The 19,131-nt window shown below is 67.1% G+C and carries 18 protein-coding genes; all 18 read right to left on the bottom strand.

Features of this window, described 5'->3' with window-relative positions; genetic code table 11:
• Positions 1–12 precede the first annotated feature (12 nt).
• The gene (gene gluQRS / locus VIN30_RS05545; RefSeq protein WP_338209959.1) at positions 13–960 is read right to left on the bottom strand and encodes a tRNA glutamyl-Q(34) synthetase GluQRS; all 948 of its coding nucleotides are present in this window, start codon (positions 958–960) and stop codon (positions 13–15) included.
• Positions 961–1,024: 64 nt separating this feature from the next.
• The gene (locus tag VIN30_RS05540; RefSeq protein ID WP_338209957.1) at positions 1,025–2,407 is read right to left on the bottom strand and encodes a phenylacetate--CoA ligase family protein; all 1,383 of its coding nucleotides are present in this window, start codon (positions 2,405–2,407) and stop codon (positions 1,025–1,027) included.
• Between the two features lie 3 nt (positions 2,408–2,410).
• Positions 2,411–2,854 carry an ACT domain-containing protein gene (locus tag VIN30_RS05535; protein WP_326424647.1) on the bottom strand — a complete coding sequence of 148 codons (444 nt, stop codon included), beginning with the start codon at positions 2,852–2,854 and terminating at the stop codon, positions 2,411–2,413.
• 3 nt (positions 2,855–2,857) lie between these two features.
• Positions 2,858–3,451 (bottom strand): indolepyruvate oxidoreductase subunit beta, encoded by a 594-nt coding sequence (locus VIN30_RS05530; protein WP_326424648.1) that lies wholly within the window; start codon positions 3,449–3,451, stop codon positions 2,858–2,860.
• Between the two features lie 11 nt (positions 3,452–3,462).
• Complete coding sequence (locus VIN30_RS05525; protein ID WP_338209954.1) at positions 3,463–5,187, bottom strand: thiamine pyrophosphate-dependent enzyme; 1,725 nt, start codon at positions 5,185–5,187, stop codon at positions 3,463–3,465.
• A gap of 69 nt (positions 5,188–5,256) precedes the next feature.
• Positions 5,257–5,697: an FHA domain-containing protein gene (locus VIN30_RS05520; RefSeq protein WP_338209952.1), complete on the bottom strand. Its 441-nt coding sequence runs from the start codon at positions 5,695–5,697 to the stop codon at positions 5,257–5,259.
• Positions 5,698–5,699: 2 nt separating this feature from the next.
• Complete coding sequence (locus VIN30_RS05515; protein ID WP_338209950.1) at positions 5,700–7,193, bottom strand: D-alanyl-D-alanine carboxypeptidase family protein; 1,494 nt, start codon at positions 7,191–7,193, stop codon at positions 5,700–5,702.
• Positions 7,177–7,608, bottom strand: coding sequence for an amino acid-binding protein (locus VIN30_RS05510; RefSeq protein WP_338209948.1), 432 nt, complete (start codon positions 7,606–7,608; stop codon positions 7,177–7,179). Before VIN30_RS05510 ends, VIN30_RS05515 begins: the two co-directional genes overlap by 17 nt.
• Entirely contained in the window at positions 7,608–8,888 is a 1,281-nt protein-coding gene (locus VIN30_RS05505) for a phenylacetate--CoA ligase family protein (protein WP_326424679.1), read from the bottom strand. The genes VIN30_RS05510 and VIN30_RS05505 overlap by 1 nt, the downstream gene beginning before the upstream one ends.
• Positions 8,889–8,892: 4 nt before the next feature.
• Positions 8,893–10,866, bottom strand: coding sequence for a VanW family protein (locus VIN30_RS05500; protein ID WP_338209946.1), 1,974 nt, complete (start codon positions 10,864–10,866; stop codon positions 8,893–8,895).
• A 397-nt stretch (positions 10,867–11,263) separates the two neighbouring features.
• Complete coding sequence (locus VIN30_RS05495) at positions 11,264–11,935, bottom strand: CDP-alcohol phosphatidyltransferase family protein (protein ID WP_326424654.1); 672 nt, start codon at positions 11,933–11,935, stop codon at positions 11,264–11,266.
• A 133-nt stretch (positions 11,936–12,068) separates the two neighbouring features.
• Positions 12,069–12,434: a 4Fe-4S dicluster domain-containing protein gene (locus tag VIN30_RS05490; protein ID WP_326424655.1), complete on the bottom strand. Its 366-nt coding sequence runs from the start codon at positions 12,432–12,434 to the stop codon at positions 12,069–12,071.
• 6 nt (positions 12,435–12,440) lie between these two features.
• A complete protein-coding gene (locus VIN30_RS05485) occupies positions 12,441–13,529 on the bottom strand; it encodes a hydrogenase large subunit (RefSeq protein ID WP_338209944.1) in 1,089 nt (362 codons plus the stop codon).
• Position 13,530: 1 nt separating this feature from the next.
• Positions 13,531–14,256, bottom strand: a complete 726-nt coding sequence (locus VIN30_RS05480; RefSeq protein WP_338209942.1) for an NADH-quinone oxidoreductase subunit C — start codon at positions 14,254–14,256, stop codon at positions 13,531–13,533.
• 7 nt (positions 14,257–14,263) lie between these two features.
• Positions 14,264–14,707 carry an NADH-quinone oxidoreductase subunit B family protein gene (locus VIN30_RS05475; protein WP_326424658.1) on the bottom strand — a complete coding sequence of 148 codons (444 nt, stop codon included), beginning with the start codon at positions 14,705–14,707 and terminating at the stop codon, positions 14,264–14,266.
• Between the two features lie 12 nt (positions 14,708–14,719).
• Entirely contained in the window at positions 14,720–15,589 is an 870-nt protein-coding gene (locus VIN30_RS05470; protein ID WP_326424659.1) for an NADH-quinone oxidoreductase subunit H, read from the bottom strand.
• A 15-nt stretch (positions 15,590–15,604) separates the two neighbouring features.
• Positions 15,605–17,539 carry an NADH-quinone oxidoreductase subunit 5 family protein gene (locus tag VIN30_RS05465; protein ID WP_338209938.1) on the bottom strand — a complete coding sequence of 645 codons (1,935 nt, stop codon included), beginning with the start codon at positions 17,537–17,539 and terminating at the stop codon, positions 15,605–15,607.
• Positions 17,540–17,696: 157 nt separating this feature from the next.
• A complete protein-coding gene (brnQ, locus tag VIN30_RS05460; protein WP_338209936.1) occupies positions 17,697–18,983 on the bottom strand; it encodes a branched-chain amino acid transport system II carrier protein in 1,287 nt (428 codons plus the stop codon).
• Between the last annotated feature and the right edge of the window lie 148 nt (positions 18,984–19,131).

Here is a 19,131-nt window from a genome sequence, read left to right as displayed (position 1 = left end):
GGAACCGGCTGTCTAGCGCCAGAGAATCTGCACCTTGTCGGGGAACAGCGCGGGCAGCTTGTCCAGATCGAAATCGCGCAGCAGCTCCTCGGGCGTGGCGGGATCAGTTGTCGGTGCGAGCCCGGTGATGCCGGCGATGTGGCCGATAACTCCTGCGGGTGTCTTGAAGCGCATCAGCAGCTCATCGAGAGCCGCATCGCGGTCGCGTTTCGACAGGCGCCGGTTGAGCTCCCCCACTACCAGGGGCACATGGGCGTAGGTCGCGTGGGGCAGCTTCAGTAACTCCTGCAAGTACATCTGCTGGGGCGTGGAACACAGCAGATCCATGCCCCGCACCACCGAGTTCACACCCTGGGCCGCGTCGTCTACCACCACGGCCAGCTGGTAGGCGAAGGCCTCGTCGGCGCGGCGCACGAGGAAGTCGCCGCATTCCGTGGCGAGATTCTGCTGGTAGTCTCCCTGAATGAGGTCGTGCAGGGCGTAGGTGCGATCCGGCACCATCAGACGCGTCGCAGGTGCACGGCCGCTTGCGGCCCGCTCGGCGCGCTCGCGCTCGCTCAGATGGCGGCAGGTGCCCGCGTACACCGGTTTCTCGCCCCGATGGGGTGCCGAGGCGGCGTGCAGATCGGCCCGCGTGCACCAGCAAGGGTACAGAAGGCCCTGTGCATCCAGAGCGTCTAAGGCGCTTTGATAGACTTCGTCGCGATCATGCTGGAAGAAGGGACCCGCGTCCCAGGTCAGGCCCAGGGCTTCGAAATCGCGCTGCACCTCGTCGGCAAAATGCGGTTTGGAGCGCTCCCGATCCAAATCCTCGACGCGCAGCACCATACGCCCTCCCTGGGACTTCGCCACGAGCCACGCTACCAGGGCGCAGAAGATGTTCCCCGCGTGCATACGGCCCGTGGGCGACGGGGCGAAGCGGCCCGTAACGGGCGCGACGGTATGGGCGGCGGCTTCCATAGGCTCTCCCAAAGGAAACAAAGGGGAGCGCGCCTGCGTCGGTGCGCTCCCCTTCTGTTGCGATCTACTTCTCGCGCTGGTCGTCGACGTGCTTGGCCTTGCCGATGGCGCGCTCGATGCCGCCGGGCTCCACGAGGCGCACCGTGGGCGCCACGAGCAGCGTGCCCTTCAGCTTCTCGGCGATGCGGCCGCGCAGGGCGTCCATCGACTCGAAGGAGTCGGAGAAGGCCTCGGGACGAAGCTCGGTCTCCACCACGAGCTCGTCCATGCCGCCCTTGGTGCGCACCACGATGTGGTAGTGGGGCGTCACCTCGGGAATGCCCGAGAGCACGTCCTCGATCTGCGAGGGGAACACGTTGGTTCCGCGGATGATGAGCATATCGTCGGAACGCGAGCGCACCTTGTCCATGCGCGCCAGGGTGCGGCCGCAGGCGCAGGGCCCGGTGTGCACGGCCGTCAGATCGTGAGTACGGTAGCGCAGCACGGGGATGCCCTGCTTGCACAGCGGCGTGAGCACAAGCTCGCCCACCTCGCCCTCGCCCACCGGCTCGCCGGTAGCGGGGTCCACCACCTCCCATAGGAAGTGGTCCTCGGCGATGTGCTGCTGGTAGCGCTCGGCCAGACACTCGCCCGATACGCCCGGCCCCATCACCTCGGTGAGCCCGTAGTTGTCGGTGCACACGATGTGCATGCGGCGCTCGATCTCGGCCTTGAGTCCTGGCGGGCACGGCTCGCCGCCGAAAAGGCCCACGCGCAGGGGCGACGCCTCCCAATCGTAGCCCATGGCCTCCCCCACCTCGCAGATGTGCATGGCGTAGGAGGGCGTGGCCACGAGCACGGTGGTGCCGTAGTCCTCGATCATCTGGATGTGGCGCTCGGTGTTGCCCGAGCCGGCGGGGATCATGGCGCATCCCAGGCGCTGCAGGCCGTAGTGCAGCCCGAAGCCGCCGGTGAACATACCGTAGCCGAAGGCCATCTGGGCCATATCGCCCGGCACCACGCCGGCCATCTGCACGAGCCGCGCGATGCACTCGCTCCACATGGCCATGTCGTCGTCGGTGTATCCCACCACCACGGGCTTTCCCGTGGTGCCCGACGAGGAGTGCAACTCGCGAATCTCGTCCATGGGCACGGCGAACAGGCCGAAGGGGAAGGTGTCGCGCAGCACCGCCTTGTCGGTGAAGGGCAGCTTGCGCACGTCCTCCAGCGTCTGGATATCGGCGGGCGCCACGCCCATCTCGTCCATCTTCTGGCGGTAGTAGGGCACGCGGTCGTAGGCGTAGGCCACGGTCTTTTTGAGCTTTTCAAGCTGCACGGCGCGAATCTGATCGCGCGGGGCGCACTCGATCTCAGGCTTGTAGACGGGGAGCAGGTCGAAGCGGCCCGCGGCGGCGGCCGCGAGGGCCCCGCCCTTGGCGGTCACGTCGATGGATGCGGCATCGGTCACGGCTTAAGCCTCCTTCCCGTCGCGGGCGGCGACGTAGCGGGCGATATCGGCCTGACAGATCATCTCCACAGGCTCCTCGGCCAGAAGGGCGCGCGCCTGCTCGATATCGGTGGTGGCCAGCACGATGTAGGTGGATATCATAGAGTAGCAGTACACCACGTTGATGCCGCAGCGGCCGAGCACGCCCACCACGCGGGAGAGCTCGCCGGGGGTGTCCTCCAGCTTCAGGCACAGCACCGGGGTCTCGGTGCAGGCGCAGCCGGCGTCCTTGAGCGCCGCAAGCGCCACATCGGGCTTATCCACCACGAAGCGCAAGATGCCGTACTCTCCCGTATCGGAGGCGGAGAACCCGCGCACGCTCACGCCGGCCTCCTCGAAAAGCGCCAGCACGCGGCCCAAATGACCCGGGCGGCTGTTGGCGAATACGCTGATCTGCGAAACGGTCATGGCCTACTTCCCTTCTTGATCCAAGGCGAATGCCCGGCCCGCGGCCAGCGCCGCCAGGTTCGCCTCCACGGTAGCCGCCGGTACCCGCGCCGCTACGGCATGCTCCCACACCTCGGCGGGAATATCCAGGCGGGCGGTGAAGGCGCCCACCAGCACGACATTGGCGCACTTGGGGTTGCCCACCGAGCGTGCGATGGCGTCTGCGGGCACCAGCAGCGCGCCCGCTTCGGCCAAGGTCTCGTGGGCGTGGGCGGGCATGGACGCCGCCCCGGTCAGCACCGGAAGCGGCTTGATGGCCTCGTCGTTCACGATGAGCGCCCCGCCCTCGGCCAGCTGGGGCAGGTTGCGCAGGGCCTCGGTGGTCTCGAAGGCCACCACGATGTCGGCACAGCCCAAATCGGACACCATGGACTCCACTTTCTCGCCGATGCGCACCACCGTGGTCACGGCGCCGCCGCGTTGGGCCATGCCGTGGATTTCCGACACCTTCACATCCAGGCCGGCCTCCAGGCACCCGAAGGCCAGAAGATCGGCGGCGAGGATGGTGCCCTGGCCGCCGACGCCGCACAGCAGCACGGTTTTAGTTGCTTGCTCCATATTCGCCTCCCCTATTCCGGAACGATCGCGTTGAAACGGCAGTACTGGGTGCACTGGCCGCAGCCGATGCACAGGGCCGCGTCGATGGCGGCCACGCCCGACTCGTCCCGGGAGATGGCCGGGCAGCCGAGGGTCGCGCAGGAGCCGCAGGCCGTGCACGAGGCGTTCACCCACAGCGGGCGCGTCTTCTTCCGCTCCAGCAGCACGCAGGGCGAGCGGAACACGATAACCGAGATGTCGTCGAGCGCCGTGGTCTCCTTCAGGGCGGCACGTACGGCGGCGGCATCGTTGGGATCCACCGTGCGCACGTCCTCCACGCCGATGGCCCGCACCACCGCCTCGATGTTCAGCTCGCGGCTGGGGCGGTTCTGCAGGGTGACGCCGTTGAAGGGGTTGCCCTGGCGTCCCGTCATGGCCGTGGTGCGGTTGTCCAGCACGCACACGGTGCCGGCTCCGCGGTTGTACACGGTGGAGATGAGCGAGGAGAGGCCCGAATGGGCGAAGGTGGAGTCGCCGATGACGGCCACCACCGGCTTGTGATCGGTGCCGGAAAGCGCCAGTTCGAAGCCGTGGGCCATGGACACCGACGCGCCCATGTCCACTGTGGTGTCCATGGCGGAAAGGGGCGGCAGAGCGCCCAGGGTGTAGCAGCCGATGTCGCCGGTGACGATGGCCTTCATGCGGGCCAGCTCCTTGAACACCAGACGGTGCGGGCAGCCCGGGCATAGCGCCGGCGGGCGGCCCGGCAGCGTCTCGGACAGCTCGGTGTAGGGCGGCACGGGCAGCCCGAAGGCCTCGCGCACCAGCCGCGGCGAGAGCTCTCCGGCCCGCGGCAGGGGCGCCGGCGGCTCGCTCACGGCGATTCCGCAGGCGCGCACGGCGGCGCTCAGGTACTCCGAGCCCTCCTCCATCACGTACAGGCGCTCGACGCTGGCGGCGAATTCCCGCAGCTTGCGGGCCGGCAGGGGCCAGGTGACGCCCAGTTTCAGCACCGATGCCTCGGGCAGCGCCTCCGCCACATGCTGGTAGACGGCCCCGGCGCACACGACGCCGATGTCGCCGCCGCGGCGCACCACCTCATTGTAGGGGCATGTCTCCACCCATTCCCGCAAAGCGTCGATGCGCTGCAGCTGAACGGCGCGCCGCGGCTTCGCGAAGGCGGGCATCATCACCCACTTCGCGGGATCCTTCCGATAGGGAACGAGCTCGTGCTCGGTGCGCTCACCGGGTTCCACGGGGGTTTTCGTGTGCGAGACGCGCACCGAGGAGCGCAGCATCACCGGCACGTCGAAGCGCTCGGAGATGGCGAAGGCGTCGCGCGTGAAGCTCAGCGCCTCGGCCGAGTCGGCCGGATCGAGGCAGGGCACCGCGGCGGCCTGGGCGTAGTAGCGGGAATCCTGCTCGTTCTGGGACGAGTACATGCCCGGGTCGTCGGCCGCCAGAATGACGAAGCCGCCGCCCACGCCGGTGTAGGCGGCCGTGAACAGCGGATCGGCCGCCACGTTCACGCCTACGTGCTTCATGGTGGCGAGCACCCGGGCGCCTGCGGCCGAGGCCCCGGTGCCCACCTCCACCGCCACCTTCTCGTTGACGCACCACTCGGCGTACACGCCGTCCTTGCGCGCGAACGCCTCCAACGTCTCAGTGGAGGGCGTGCCCGGATAGGCCACGCCGATGGTGCAACCGGCCTCCCAGGCGCCCTGGGCGATGGCCTCGTTTCCCGACATCAGTTCCATAGATGATCTTATCCTCTCTCCCCGCTCGTATCCCCTCTGCCTCTGCTCGCCCGATGGCGCGGGCGGTTTCTAGCTCTCCTCGTAGCGCATGCAGAACGTGCCGATTTGGATGAGGTCGCCCGGTCGCAGCGCGCGAGCCTCGACGACCTCGTTGTTCACCCACACGCCGTTGAACGAGTTCTGGTCGCGGATGACGTAGCAGCCAGCTTCAGGTTCGATGACCGCGTGCATGCGCGAGACGGTCATGTCGTTCAGGAAGATGGAGCACTGCGGGCTGCGTCCCACGGTCAGCGGCTCGCCTCCCAGCTGGAAGGTGATGCCCACCTGGGGGCCGCGCACCACGTTCAAGGTGGCGCAGGTGGGGGCAGCCTCGGGGACCGCCGCCGCGGCGCCGTCCAGGGCCACCGGCTTGAAGGCCTGGGTGGTGCCCAGCAGCTTGAACCCGCAGGTGGGGCAAGCGGTATCGGCGGGCGATACGGGATGGGAGCAAACGGGACAGGTTTCGCTCATGGTTATTCCTCCTCGTCGGCGCCGTCGGACGCCGAATCGTCGTCAGGTACAACGTCATCGCCGGCGGCAATGGCGCGGATATCCTCGATGCTCTGGCCGGTGGACGCCTTGCTGTAGATGAGCGGCGTCTGGTTCACCACCACGGGGGCGGCCACCAGTTCCCGGCCGCCGAAGCCGGCCCACAGGCGCTCCCACCAAAAGCCGATCCCCTGCAGGAAGTCGGGCGCGGGAGAATCTTCCACGGCCACCAGGTCCTGAGAGGCGATCAGCTCGTTGCCCTGGTAGAAGTTCATGGTGCCCACCACGTCGCCCGCATGCACGGCGCCGGGCAGGTCGCGGGTTACCAGTTCCTGGCTCACGTTGCCCTCAGGGGCGAACACCTCAACCGAGGCGCCGGGGTCGGCGAAAGTCGCCTTCACGCGCTTGTCGAGCCAAGCGGTATGGGGCACCTCGGCGATCAGGGGCACCTTGGCGGAGGTGCCGTCCTCATCGGCGGTCACCCATTGGTCGCTGTGGGCGAGCGCGTAGGTCATGCGGTTGTCGTACACCCAGTTGAACAGGGCCTTCGCATCTTCGAAACGGGCGCTTTCGGAGGGCGCGCCGAGCACGATGGCGTACAGGTCGCCGTCGCCCCGGTTGCAGGCACCCGCAAAGGAGTTGCCGGCGGCCTCGGTGTAGCCGGTCTTGATGCCGCAAGCGCCCTCGTAGACGCCCAGCAGCAAATCGGTGGAGGTCAGCTCGATGGTGGCCGTGGAGCCGTCGGGTTTCGTGACCGCCAGCTGCGCCTTGTCCTGAGCCACGATGGAGCGGAACGTCTCGTTCTTCATGGCGTAGGCGCACATGAGGCCCACGTCGTGGGCCGTGGAGTACATCTCGTTGTCGTACTCGCCGATATCCAGCCCGTGGGGATTGGCGAACAGCGAGTCGTTCATGCCCAGCTCGGCCGCCTTCGCGTTCATGGCCGCCACGAAGGCCTCGTTGGCGTCCTGCCCGTCGGCGGCCAAGGTGGCGCCCACGGTTTCGGCGATGGCGATGGCGGCGTCGTTGCCCGACGACACCATGAGGCCGGTCAGCGCCGCCTTCAGCGACAGCTTGTCGCCCATGCGCAGATCGGCCGACGACTCGCCGACGGTGGCAGCCTTCTCGCCCACGGTTATAACGGTGTCCATGGGCATCCCCGAATCCAGGGCCACGATGGCTGTCATCACCTTGGTGATAGAGGCGATGTGGCTCTGCACGTCGGCTTCGCGGGAAAAGTAGACGGTGCCCGCCGCGTCCATGACGAAGGCGTAGCGCGCCGTGACGTTCGGGCAGGCCACGGCCGGCAGCCCGCGTTCCGCCACTGTGGTGCCCAGCAGCTGGTCGGTGCCGCGCACGTCGGCAAACGCCGGGGCGGGCAGCAGCACCGACGCCGCGAGCGCGGCGGCCAGCAGGGCGCGCAGGGCGCGGCGGCCGGTGCCGCGCCCTGCGGCGGTGAAGTTAGCTCGGATCGACAACGTAGACCTCTTCAGGTGCGAGAATCTTGAATCCGGCGTCGGCCAGGGCTGTCTCGGCACCGTCGCCCTCGATCTTCAGCACGTCGATGGCGGTGCCTCCGGCCGTGGAGAAACAGTAGCCGTACTCCACGTTCATGGCCTCCTCGTTGCAGAATTCCAGAAGGCGCGCCAGGGTGCCGGGCTCGTCGGCCACCGACACGGCGATAACCGGCGTCAGCGTGGCGCGGAAGTTCGCCTCGGCCAGCACGGCGGCGGCGCGGGCGGGCGTGTCGCAGAAGATGCGCACGATGCCGAAATCGGCGGTGTCGGCGATGAACAGCGCCTGCATGTTGATGTCGGCGTCGGCCAGCGTGCGGCAGGCCGCGGCCAGGCGGCCCTTCTCGTTGGTGAGGAACACCGTCAGCTGAGAAATCATTAGTTGGTCTCCCCTCTCAGGTCGATGACGCGCTTGGCCTTGCCCTCCGAGCGCGCGATGGTCTTCGGTTCCACGAACTTGATGTCCACGGCCACCTGCAGGTTGCTCTTGAGAGCCGCGGCCAGGCGGCTGCGCAAATCCTCGAGCGCGCGCACCTCGTCGATGGGGAAATCAGGCTCGGTTTCCACCTGCAGCTCCACATGGTCGAGCGGCCCGCGCGTCGTGAGGATGATCTGGTACTGGGTGGCGATCTCCGGGAACTCCGTGATGACCTGCTCGATCTGGGACGGGAACACGTTCACGCCGCGGATGATGAGCATGTCGTCGGTGCGGCCCAGCAGGCGGCCGATCTTGCGGTGGGTGCGGCCGCAGGGGCACATCTCCGCGTTGATGGTGGTGACGTCGCGGGTGCGGTAGCGGATCATCGGCGAGCACTCGCGGGTGAGCGTGGTGATGACCAGCTCGCCCACTTCCCCGTCGGGCAGCACCTCCAGGGTCTCGGGGTCGATGATCTCGCAGAAGAACTGGTCCTCGGCGATGTGGAGGCCGCCGCGCTCGGCGCACTCCATGGCCACGCCCGGGCCCATGATTTCCGACAGGCCGTACACGTCGCAGTACTGCAGGCCCAGCTTGTCGGCGATTTCCTGCCGCATGTTCTCGGAGCAGGGCTCGGCGCCGAAGATGCCGCCGGAGATCTTGAACTCGGTGGCCGGGTCGTAGCCCATCTCGATGGCCGTGTCGGCGATCAGCAGCGCGTAGGAGGGGGTGCAGGCCAGGATGTCGGTGCCGCAGTCCTTCAGCATCTGCACCTGGCGCTTGGTGTTGCCCGACGAGGTGGGGATGACGGTGCAGCCCATGGCCTCGCCGCCGGCATGGGCCCCCAGACCGCCCGTGAACAGGCCGTAGCCGTAGGACACCTGGATGGTGGAGTTCTCGTCGCCGCCCACCATGGCGATGCCGCGGGCGAAGCAGTCGCCCCAGTTCTTCAGGTCGGTGGCGGTGTGCCCCACCACCGTGGCCTGGCCCGTGGTGCCCGACGAGGCGTGGATGCGCGCCACATCGGCGTTCTCGCGGGCGAACATGCCGAAGGGGTAGTTGTCGCGCATGTCCTGCTTCACCACGAAGGGGAACCGCTGCAGGTCCTCCAGGCTGCGGATGTCGTCGGGCGTGACGCCGGCGGCATCGAAGCGCTCGCGGTAGAGCGGCACGTTCTCGTAGGCGTTGCGCACCGATGCGCGCAAGCGCTCAAGCTGCAGTTCGCGAAGCTCCTCACGGGGCATCGCCTCAATCTCCGGTTGAAACACGGGCGTCCTCCTTGTCGTCGTCCTTTTCCTCCGAGTCTTCCTCTTCCCCGGTCGGCGTGTTCGGTCCCACCACGATCACCTCGTTGATGGGCTTGTAGTTCGATTCGAAATCCTCCTCGTGCAGCAGGTTGCCCGACCGGTCGCGCACCGTGCGATGCACGGTGACGCTGCGGCCGTCGGCCCCGCGGGTCTTCACGTAGCGGGTGCCCTCCGACTCCTCCTCGTCCACCTGGTACTTGGTCTTGTAGGCATCGCCCTTCTGCCAATCGCCGGTCTCGGTGCTCACCACGTAGCCCGGATCGATGCCGTACAGCGTGACGGTCAGGGTGCTGTCGGTGTAGCGCGTGCGCAGCAGCACGTCGGAAGTGGTGTCGTTTTCCCACTTGAGGTCAAGATAAGGATACGCGATGGCGGCGTCGCGGCCCGTGGGATAGCTCGAGATGTAAAGGGAGTGGTTGCGCCGCTCGGTCACGGGGTAGCCGCCCTCGTACACGGCGTTGAACACCGTGGTGGCCACCTGGCAGATGCCGCCGCCGATGGCGTCGGTGTACTCGCCGCCGGAGATGACGTGGGCGCCCTTGAATCCCATCTCCTCGTTGGCCTGGCCGCCCATGGTCTCCGTGAACGACCAGATGCCCCCGTTGGCCGGGGTGATGGAGTCGGTGAGCAGGTCGGCCGCCAGATGGATGTTGTGACGGCGGTTGGCCGTGCCGGCCCCGTCGTTGTACTCGGTGGTATAGGAGGATATCTCCCCGATGAGGCCCATGGCCAGCGCGTCGTCGAAGCTGCTCTTGCTGGGCGCCGCACCCCAGCCGATGGCCACGGTGGGCCGCTCGTCCGCGAAGGCGGTGGAGCCGTTGTCGCGGAAGGCGCCGAACACCCCCGCATCGGCGGCCGACACCGCGTCGGCGGTCAGCGGGTAGCGCGAGCCGTCCTGGGCGTACACCCATACCTCGCCGCCCTCGATGCGGAAGTTCACCGTAGTGGCCGACACGAAGCCGGCCTCGCGGATGAGGGCCAGCAGGTCGGCGCAGGCCGTCTTCTCGTCGAGGACGGGCACCAGGCGCGCTCCCCCCTCGGATTCGGCCACGGTGGTGGTGACCCACGACCCGATGGTCGCGCCGTCCAGGTCCCACTGATCGCCCTCGAAGGTGAACGTGAGGCCGCGGTCGAGCACGCCCTGGATAAAGGCGCGGCACGTCTCCGCCGCCGCGCTATCGATGCGCGAGGGGGCGAAGGCCGTATGGGCGACGAAGGAGAAGTCGTCGGGTGTGGCGCCCAGGAAGCCCTCGGCTATCTTGCTGCGGAACTCGTCGCGGTCGACGATGGTGCCGTCATGGCCCTCCACCACCGTTGCGACGCCGTCCTCGATCTGCACGTTCGAGTCCACCCGGGGCTCGCCGATGGTCTCATCGATTTCGGCGGCCAGCGCCTCCAGGGCATCTTCGTCGAAATCCAGGCGCATTGGAATGCTCACCGTGCTCGTGGCCGCCTCGATGCGCTGGGCCAGTCCGCCCGCGTCGCGGCCCACGGCGAAGGCCTCCTCGGCCAGGTCGGCTGTGGGAACGTGGGCGCCCAGCACGCCGGCCTCGGCCACCCACAGCTTTTTGTCGGCGCGGGCCTCCTCCACCGACAGCTGCTCGGCCTGGGCCGCGTCCTCGGTCATCTCGGTGTCCACGTCCACGGTCTGGGCCGCCTCGTCGCTGGCGAAGACGATGCCCAGACCCGACGCCACGGCGTCACTGTAGGCGGCATCGAGGGCGTTGGCCGCCTCCTCGCGGGTCATACCCGACACGTCGACGGAGCCCACGCTGACGCCCTGGTAGATGCGGTTGCCGTTCATCAGCTGGTCGAAGCCGACGCCGCCGGCGATCACGGCCACCACCAATGCCGCCGCGGCCGCGACAAGGGGCAGCTTCGGCGAGCGGGGCCGGCCCGGGGCGACGGGCTTCATGCGCGATGTGCCGCGCCGCGTGCCTCCTTCAGCCGCAAGGCCGGGACCGGGCCGCGTCTCCATGCGCCCCGGTCCCGCGAAGCTGCGGTCGGTCGCGCGGCGGGCAGATGCGGTCGGGCGCGGCTGGGTTGCGCGGCGATTGGCGCCCCGGTCCTCGGCGCGGCCGACAGGGCGGCTCGCGGTGCGACGGGAGGGGTGATCGCCGCGGGTTTTCGACGGCGAGGCCGATCGCTGGGCGGAACGGCTTGCGGACGCGGCGGAGCGGGATACGGGCTGCGAGGCTCTGGCCGGGCGCCCCGCGGGCTTCCGATCGGGGCGGGGGCGGGGCGCACGTTCCGTCGGGGCTGCCGCACGCGATCGCGCACGAGAAGAGGGGCTGCCGTCCGAGCGCGGCTTTCTAGGCCGCGTCATGGGCGCATCCTTCCCGCGAACGCTCTGCCAATGCCGCGCGCAGGGCGCGGGCCGCAGCCACCGAATAGTAGATCGTCACCCCCAGCGACAGCACGAGGCCGGCGTAGATGAACCAGATGCCCCACGACACGGCATCGCCGTTGAAGCCGGGCAGCCACGATACATCGCACAGGCCGAGTCCCGGAACAAGGGGCCAGTTCAGCAGCAGCCCCGCGAAGCCGACGAACAGGAACGTGGTCGCGAACTTGCCCGGGTACACGACGGGCACGCGGATATGGAAGCGGCTGAGCAGCACGCCGCCGCCGATGAGCAGGTAGGCGTCGCGCACCACCACGAGCACGATGACCCACAGGGGAATGCGGCCCACCAGAAACACGCCGAGCACGCCGGTGATCATGAGGATGCGGTCGATGGCCGGATCGAGCAGCTGCCCCAGCCGCGACACGGTGTGGGTGCGCCGCGCGATCTGCCCGTCGAGGAAATCGGTGGCCGCGGCCGTGGCGAACACCAGCGTGGCCGCCAGGTTGCAGCCGTTCAAGAGCAGGATAAGGTAGAGGGGCACCATCAGCAGGCGCACGAAGGAAACGATGTTGGCCAGCGTGAAGATCTGGTACGACACCTCTTCGGCGCCCGACGCATTCCTCATCTTCTCGGCCATAAAACGAAGCCTTCCCTTTCCCAAAAAGTCCGGACCCCAACGCGGAGCCCGGACTGTCATGCCAGCTTGTGCAATTCTACCAGATAGCGACGGCCTTCAAACCGTCCCCATGAAACTTAACGGAGCGTTCACCTTACGATTCCGTCACCGCGGCCTTGGGGTCGGGAACCGGCACCACCGTGCACGATTGCGCCGTGGCAACCGGCGTGTAGGCGGGCTCCATGGCAAGGCAGGCTTTCGGGCAGGCGCGCACGCAGCTGCCGCACTGCACGCAGCGGAACGGGTCGAGCGACCAGGTGCGCTCTTTCTTCTCCACCACCAAGGCTCCTGCCGGGCAGGTTTTGGCGCAGATGCCGCACAGGATGCACCGATCGGGGTCGAGGGCGATATGCCCCTTCAGCCCCGCCGGCGCCGGTTTGGTCTCGAAGGGGTACAGCACGGTCTCGGGCTTCTTGAACAGCGAGCCGAGGGTCATGCCCCCCAGTTTGAAGCTTCCCATGAGCGCCTACCTTTCCGTGCAGCTGATGCAGGGGTCGATGGTCAGGATGATCATGTTCACGTCGGCCAGATCGCACCCCTTCAGGGCCACGGTCATGCCGGCGAGGTTCTGAGAGGTGGGTGTGCGCATGCGCATGCGCTCCAGGTTCTTGGAGCCGTTGCCGCGGGCGTAGTAGTAGCACTCGCCGCGGGGCTGTTCCAGCACGTTGGAGGCCTGGGCACCGGCTGCCGGCGCGCCCTTCACCGCCACCTCGATGTCGCCGGCGGGCATCTTGGCCGCCAGCTCCTTCACGATGTCGATGGACTGCAGCACTTCCAGGCAGCGCACCTTCACGCGGGCGTAGCAGTCGCCCTCGGTGGCCACGATGGGCTGGAAATCGGCCAGGTCGCCGTAGGCGCCGCGCCCGAAGGAGCGCACGTCGTAGGGCAGGTTGGAGGCACGGGCGAAAGGCCCCACCATGGACAGCGCATGGGCGTCCTCGGTGGACAGGTAGCCCACGCCCACGGTGCGGTTCTTCACCGAGGTGTCGGTGAGCAGGGTGTTCATGATCTTGGTGTAGTCGTCCTTGATGCTGTCCAGCACTGCGACGACCTCGGCCATCTGGGTGGCGTCGATGTCGCGCACGACACCGCCCACCTTCACCACCGACAGGATGACGCGGCCGCCGGTGGTCTTCTCGAAGATGTCCAGCACGCGCTCGCGCAGGCGCCAGCAGTGCATGAACATGCTCTCGAAGCCGAAGGCGTCGGCGGCCAGGCCCAGCCACAGAAGGTGCGAGTGCACGCGGGACAGCTCGTGCCAGATGACGCGCAGGTACTCGGCGCGTTTGGGCACCTCCACCCCCATGAGCGACTCCACCGTCTCGGCGTAGCCGAGCGAATGGCCCATGGCGCAGATGCCGCAGATGCGCTCAGCGATGTAGATGAACTGGTTGTAGTCGCGGGTTTCCACGAGCTTCTCCAGGCCGCGGTGCACGAACCCGATCTGCGGGAGCACGTCCACCACCGTTTCGTCCTGCACCACCAAATCGAGGTGCAGAGGCTCCGGCAGCACCGGGTGCTGCGGGCCGAAGGGAATGACGGTCGCCTTGCCCATGCTACTCCCCCTTCCCTTCCGTCTTCGCGGCCTTCCTGGCCTTGGCTTCCAGCGCGGCGCGCACCTTGGCGGCCTTCTCGGGATCGAGCCCGGCGATCTTCGCCTGGATCTCCTCCTCGGTGGGGCCGGCCGGGGCGGGGGCCGTCGGCGCGACCTCGGATGCTTGGGCAGCCGCCTTCTTGGCCTTGGCCTCCATGGCCGCCCGCACCTTCGCCGCCTTGTCGGGGTCGAGCCCCGCTATTTTGGCCTGGATCTCCTCCTCGGTGGGGCCGGCCGGGGTCGCGGGCGCCGCTGCGGCTGTCTTCGCAGCCGCTTCCTTGGCGGCCTTGGCGGCGGCGATCTTCTTCGCCTTCTCGCGGGCGGCCAGCTGCTCGGGGCTCACCACCGTCATGGGCGCCTTCTGCGACAGCTGGTAGAACATGCCGCCGAAATCGATGGCGATGTCGCGAATGGTCACGCCGTACAGGTCGTGGATCTCGTTCTCGCAGACGAAGGCCTCCAGGAACAGGTCGGTGATGGAGGGCACCTCGTCGGCTTCCTTCACGCCGGCGACGGTCAAGTTCTCCAGCAGGCCGTCCTTCATGAAGGAGTACACCAGATCGACGCCGTCCTCGGTGTTCACGGCCAGGATCTGCACGTAGCGCCAGCCGTCGGCGGCACGACGCGCCGCCGCGTCGTGGATCTGGCTCAGGCCCAGGGGCTCGAAAGTTTGGCTCAACGTGGTCATGGGCGCCTCACGCTCCCTTCCGCGCGGCCTTCAGGGCGGCCGCTTTCTCGTCCAGCTTGGCCACTCCGGCCACGATGGCGTCGATGAGCTGCTCGGGGCGCACGGCGCAGCCGGGAGCGTACACGTCCACCGGAATGGCCTTGTCCACGCCGCCGATGACGTTGTAGCAATCGTGGAACACGCCGCCGGAGCAGGCGCAGATACCGCAGGCCACCACCACCTTGGGCTCGAGCATCTGATTGTAGATCTCGCGCACGACCTCGATGTTCTGCTCGTTCACCGAGCCGGTGACCAGGAAGATGTCGGCATGCTTGGGGTTGCCGGTGTTGATGACGCCGAACCGCTCGCCGTCGAAACCGGGGCAGAGCGTGGCCAGCACCTCGATATCGCAGCCGTTGCAGCTGGATCCGTCGTAGTGGATCACCCAAGGTGATTTCGATGCGAATGCCATGGGGGCACCTCCTTACAGAAACGCGAGCAGGGCGATGTTCACGCCGCCGGCGATAAGGGCCACAAGCCACGCCGACTTGAACATGAACTGCCACTTCACGCGGGCGAAGTTGTTGTCGATCCAGATTTCAAGGAAGTACGTGATCACTACCGCCAGCGCCACCACTACGGCCGACACGGGGCTCCCCCACACGAAGAACAGGCCGATCCAGCCCATGAACAGCACGTTCTCGCACCAGTGCATGATCTCCACCAGGCCGAGGGTGGGACCGCTCATCTCGGTGGTCACGCCGCGGACGATTTCCTGATGGGCGTGGTGCGACAGCGCCAGGTCGAAGGGCGACTTGCGCAGCTTGATGGTGAGGATGAACAGCACTCCCAAAAACACCAGGCCGATGGTGCACACGATGGGATGGGGCATTGCGAGGGCAGCGGCCACGTCGAACGAGCCGGTGGCCTGGAAGAAGGCCACGGCCATCAGCAGCACCATGGGCTCGTAGGCCATCACCTGCAGCGTCTCGCGGGCCGCGCCCACCTCGGCGTAGGGGCTGCGGGTGGAATAGGCGGCCATAATGAAGAACAGGCTCGACAGCGTGATGACGAACACGCACAGGAGCAGGTTGCCGCCGGAGAAGAACACGCCGCCGGCCAGCAGGGCGAACAGCAGCGCCGCGGCCACGTACACCGACTCCACGGAGTTCACGCTGACGCGCTCCTTCTCGAAGAGCTTGCGCACATCGTAGTAGGGCTGCAGAAGCGGCGGCCCCACGCGGCCCTGCATGCGGGCGCTCACGATGCGGTCGAGACCGGCCAGAAGACAGCCGACCACCGGCGCCGCAATGGCGAACAGGATGGTGCCGATAAGCGTTGAGAGCAAAGACATAGCGAGCCACCCTTCCTAGAAGAACATCGGGGTCACGACGAAGGCCACGACGAAGGCGACCACCATGATGATGGAGTTGAACACCACGCCCACCGGCGCGATGCGCTTCTCTCCGAACACCTCGTCCATGTACCAGTTGCGGGCCGTGGCCACCGCGGTGCCCGACAGCGCGTTCTGGAACGCGCGGGAGTCGTCGTCGCGGCTGACGCCGGCCAGATACACGCTCACCTTGCGGCTCTTCTGCTGGCGACCCACGCCGGCGAACAGCACCAGCACCACGATAACGGTGCAGATGGAGGCCAGCCACAGATTGTCGGTGGAAATGTCCTGGCCGAAGGAACCGTACACCGACAGCAGGTAGGGCTCCACGTTGAGGGCGGAGATAAAGGGCATGAACACGCAGCTGAGCACCAGCAGCACGGCCATCAGCAGAAGCGACGCCCACTCGGTGGGCTTCACAGTCAGCTCCACGTTCTCCGGCGAGCCCGCCACGCCGGCCAGCTTGCCGAGCCACTTGGCCCAGAACATGAAGGTGGCGGCGCTGCCGAAGGCCAGGATGAGAATGAGTGCCACCTGGCGGGTGTCCACGAAGGACACGAGCGTGGCCCATTTCGCCATCAGCATGCCGAAGGGCGCGATGAACATGCACATGATGCCCAGCATCATGAAGCGGGCCAGGCGCGGCATGCGGTCGAACAGCAGGTCCATGTCCTCGATGTCGCGGCTGCCGATGTGGTGCTCGGCGGTGCCGACGCACAGGAACAGCAGCGACTTGGCGATGGCGTGGAACAGCACCAGGAAGCAGGCCGCCCACACCGCCTCCGGCGTTCCCACGCCGGCGCAGGCGGTGATGAGGCCCAGGTTCGCGATGGTGGAGTAGGCCAGCACGCGCTTGGCATTCGACTGCGAGATGGCCATGAACGAGCAGAGGGCGAAGGTGATGCCGCCCACCAGCATGACCATGATGGCCGGGGCGGGAGCTCCGTGCAGCACCGGCGCCAGCTTGATGAGCATGAACACGCCGGCCTTCACCATCGTGGACGAGTGCAGGAGCGCGCTCGTGGGCGTGGGGGCCACCATGGCACCCAGAAGCCAGGTCTGGAAGGGCATCTGGGCGGCCTTCGTGATGCCGGCGAAGGCCAGGGCCGTCACGGCCAGGGTCACGAGCGCCGGGTTGCTGGCGCCGATGGCGAGGAACTCGTAGAACGAGAAGGTGCCCACGGTGATCGCGCAGGAGTACAACGCTAACAAAAAGCCGATGCCGCCGGCCAGGTTCATGATGATCTGGCGGAAGGCGTTGCGGATGGCCTCTTCGGTGCGGGTGTAGCCGATGAGCAGGAAGGAGCACAGCGTGGTGACCTCCCAGCCGGTGAACATCCACTCCATGTTGTTCGAGAACACGATGACGAACATGGCGGACAGGAACACGAACATCAGCGCGAAGAACAGCGGGCGCCGATCGGGGGCGCCGGCGGGCTCATGGGCTTGGAAGTCCTCCATGTAGCCCACGGCGTAGATGCAGATGCCGCTGCCCACCACGCCGATGATAAGGGTCATCAGCAGCGACAGCGAGTCGAAGTACAGCCCGTAGGGCACCTCGATGGCATGGGCGAAGGCGAATTCCAGCACCAACGTGCCCACGATCTGCACCACGGCCAGCACGCCGGCCCACACGTTGCGGTAGCGCACCGCGAAGCCGATGATGATCGCGGCGATGGCCGTGGAGATGGCGGTGCACAGGAAGTCGATCGCCTCGCTGCGGAATTCGAACAGCGTGCACGACGCGCCCAGGTTCATCACCACCAGCGCGACAGATGCCACCCCGATGATGATCCCGGCAGCGCACACGATGACGCGACGCGGGGCCTCGTGCCGCACGAACAGCAGAATCGCGGCGACAACAAGGGGGAACACGATGAGGAAGCCGAGCAGACCAAAGCTGAGTTCCATGCAGGTCCTCCTTACCCTTCTATCGGCCCTGCGCGGCAATGGACATCACCCGCATAGGCGAGATCGCGATGATCTTCGCTCTACCATAGCAAAGAAAGCGGTGCGTCCGTGCCCCCCTTCCCTGATGGGGGGACGAATGCTCGGTAAAAGGGTAAGGCTAATTGTGCGCTTGCAATAAATTCTGATCGAAACGACGCCCCAGCAGCGCGCCCCCAGCGGCCCCGACAACAGCGGGAATGAGCCAGCTGAAGCCGTAGCTGTACAATGGCGCGGCCTGCACGAAGGCGAAAGCTCCCGTCACGTCGTGCAGGGTCAGCAGCAGGCTGGCCGCGGTGGCCATCAACGCGGCCCCTTTGAACGTCCACGTGGAGCGGATGCGCTTGCGGAACAGCAGCAGCACGACGGTGATCATGAAAGGCGGGCAGATGACCGACAGCACGGGTGCCGCCAGGTTGATGATGTTGGTGAGGCCCAGGTTGCAGATGAGCAGGGCGATAACCACCACCGCGATGAGCGCCGTGCGGTAGCCCACGCGTCGGCCGGTGATGCGCTCGATATAGGCGGCCGTGGCGCCGCAGAGGCCCACGGCGGTGGTGAGGCACGCGAAGCCCACCACGACGCCCAAGACGATGAGTCCGGCACGGCCCATGAGCTGCTCGGTGATAAGCGTGATGAGGGTGGCCTGGTTCACATCGTGAGATACCACCGTGGCCGCCGTCGCGCCCAGGTAGGTCAGGCCGCCGTAGACGAGGGTGAGCAGCACGCAGGCCACCAGACTTGCGCGCGCCGTCACCGACAACTGGCTTTTCGCATCGGCGTAGCCGGCGGCGCGCACCGACTCCTGCACGATGATGGCAAAGCCCACCACGGCCAGGATGTCCATGGTCTGGTAGCCCGCCGAGATGCCGTCGGCCACCACCGTGGCCGATTCGGGGGCGACCACCGGCCCCAAGGGCGACACGACGCCCGCGACCACCATGATGACGATGCCCGCGACCAGCACCGGGGTGAGCACCTTCCCCACGATGTCGACGATGCGCGTGGGCCGCAGCGTGAACAGCAGCACCACGGCGAAGAACAGCAGCGAGAACGGCAAGAGCCCGATCCAGTCGCCCAGCAAGGGGGCGATGGACATCTCGTAGGTGGTGGCGGCGGTGCGCGGGCTGGCGATAATCACGCCGGTGCACAAGATGGCGGCGGTGTTCAGCACCAGGGCCGCCCGCTTGCCCAACACGCCTTCGATGGAAAGGATGGAGCCGCCCGCACGGTTGATGGCCACGATGCCGATGCAGGAGATGACCACGTCCACGAAGACGAAGCAGGCCAGGCCGAGCGGCCATTCCCAGCCCGATTCCATGCCCAGAAACGGCGGGAAGATGAGGTTGCCCGCGCCGAAGAACATGGCGAACAGCGCCAACCCCACGACCAGCGCGTCTTTGTTCATAGATCCTCCCTCGCCACGGTAACAGCATCTGCTGCGGGCGTTTCGCCCACGAAAAGGCTCATGATGACGCATCGCCCAGTTGGTTGTCGGCACAGGGGCAAAGCGCCATAAAATCGTCAAGCGTCTGTTGTGCGCGGCGGTGCAGGGC

This window comes from Adlercreutzia wanghongyangiae (genome assembly GCF_035989245.1).
GTDB classification, from domain to species: domain Bacteria; phylum Actinomycetota; class Coriobacteriia; order Coriobacteriales; family Eggerthellaceae; genus Adlercreutzia; species Adlercreutzia wanghongyangiae.
This window is presented reverse-complemented; position numbering and strand designations above follow the sequence as displayed.

Excerpts from the sequence above, each read along its gene's own strand:
- gluQRS (WP_338209959.1), bottom strand. The coding sequence starts at position 960 with ATGGAAGCCGCCGCCCATACCGTCGCGCCCGTTACGGGCCGCTTCGCC.
- VIN30_RS05535 (WP_326424647.1), bottom strand. The coding sequence starts at position 2,854 with ATGACCGTTTCGCAGATCAGCGTATTCGCCAACAGCCGCCCGGGTCAT.
- VIN30_RS05530 (WP_326424648.1), bottom strand. The coding sequence starts at position 3,451 with ATGGAGCAAGCAACTAAAACCGTGCTGCTGTGCGGCGTCGGCGGCCAG.
- VIN30_RS05525 (WP_338209954.1), bottom strand. The coding sequence starts at position 5,187 with ATGGAACTGATGTCGGGAAACGAGGCCATCGCCCAGGGCGCCTGGGAG.
- VIN30_RS05520 (WP_338209952.1), bottom strand. The coding sequence starts at position 5,697 with ATGAGCGAAACCTGTCCCGTTTGCTCCCATCCCGTATCGCCCGCCGAT.
- VIN30_RS05510 (WP_338209948.1), bottom strand. The coding sequence starts at position 7,608 with ATGATTTCTCAGCTGACGGTGTTCCTCACCAACGAGAAGGGCCGCCTG.
- VIN30_RS05505 (WP_326424679.1), bottom strand. The coding sequence starts at position 8,888 with ATGCCCCGTGAGGAGCTTCGCGAACTGCAGCTTGAGCGCTTGCGCGCA.
- VIN30_RS05500 (WP_338209946.1), bottom strand. The coding sequence starts at position 10,866 with ATGAAGCCCGTCGCCCCGGGCCGGCCCCGCTCGCCGAAGCTGCCCCTT.
- VIN30_RS05495 (WP_326424654.1), bottom strand. The coding sequence starts at position 11,935 with ATGGCCGAGAAGATGAGGAATGCGTCGGGCGCCGAAGAGGTGTCGTAC.
- VIN30_RS05490 (WP_326424655.1), bottom strand. The coding sequence starts at position 12,434 with ATGGGAAGCTTCAAACTGGGGGGCATGACCCTCGGCTCGCTGTTCAAG.
- VIN30_RS05485 (WP_338209944.1), bottom strand. The coding sequence starts at position 13,529 with ATGGGCAAGGCGACCGTCATTCCCTTCGGCCCGCAGCACCCGGTGCTG.
- VIN30_RS05480 (WP_338209942.1), bottom strand. The coding sequence starts at position 14,256 with ATGACCACGTTGAGCCAAACTTTCGAGCCCCTGGGCCTGAGCCAGATC.
- VIN30_RS05475 (WP_326424658.1), bottom strand. The coding sequence starts at position 14,707 with ATGGCATTCGCATCGAAATCACCTTGGGTGATCCACTACGACGGATCC.
- VIN30_RS05470 (WP_326424659.1), bottom strand. The coding sequence starts at position 15,589 with ATGTCTTTGCTCTCAACGCTTATCGGCACCATCCTGTTCGCCATTGCG.
- VIN30_RS05465 (WP_338209938.1), bottom strand. The coding sequence starts at position 17,539 with ATGGAACTCAGCTTTGGTCTGCTCGGCTTCCTCATCGTGTTCCCCCTT.
- brnQ (WP_338209936.1), bottom strand. The coding sequence starts at position 18,983 with ATGAACAAAGACGCGCTGGTCGTGGGGTTGGCGCTGTTCGCCATGTTC.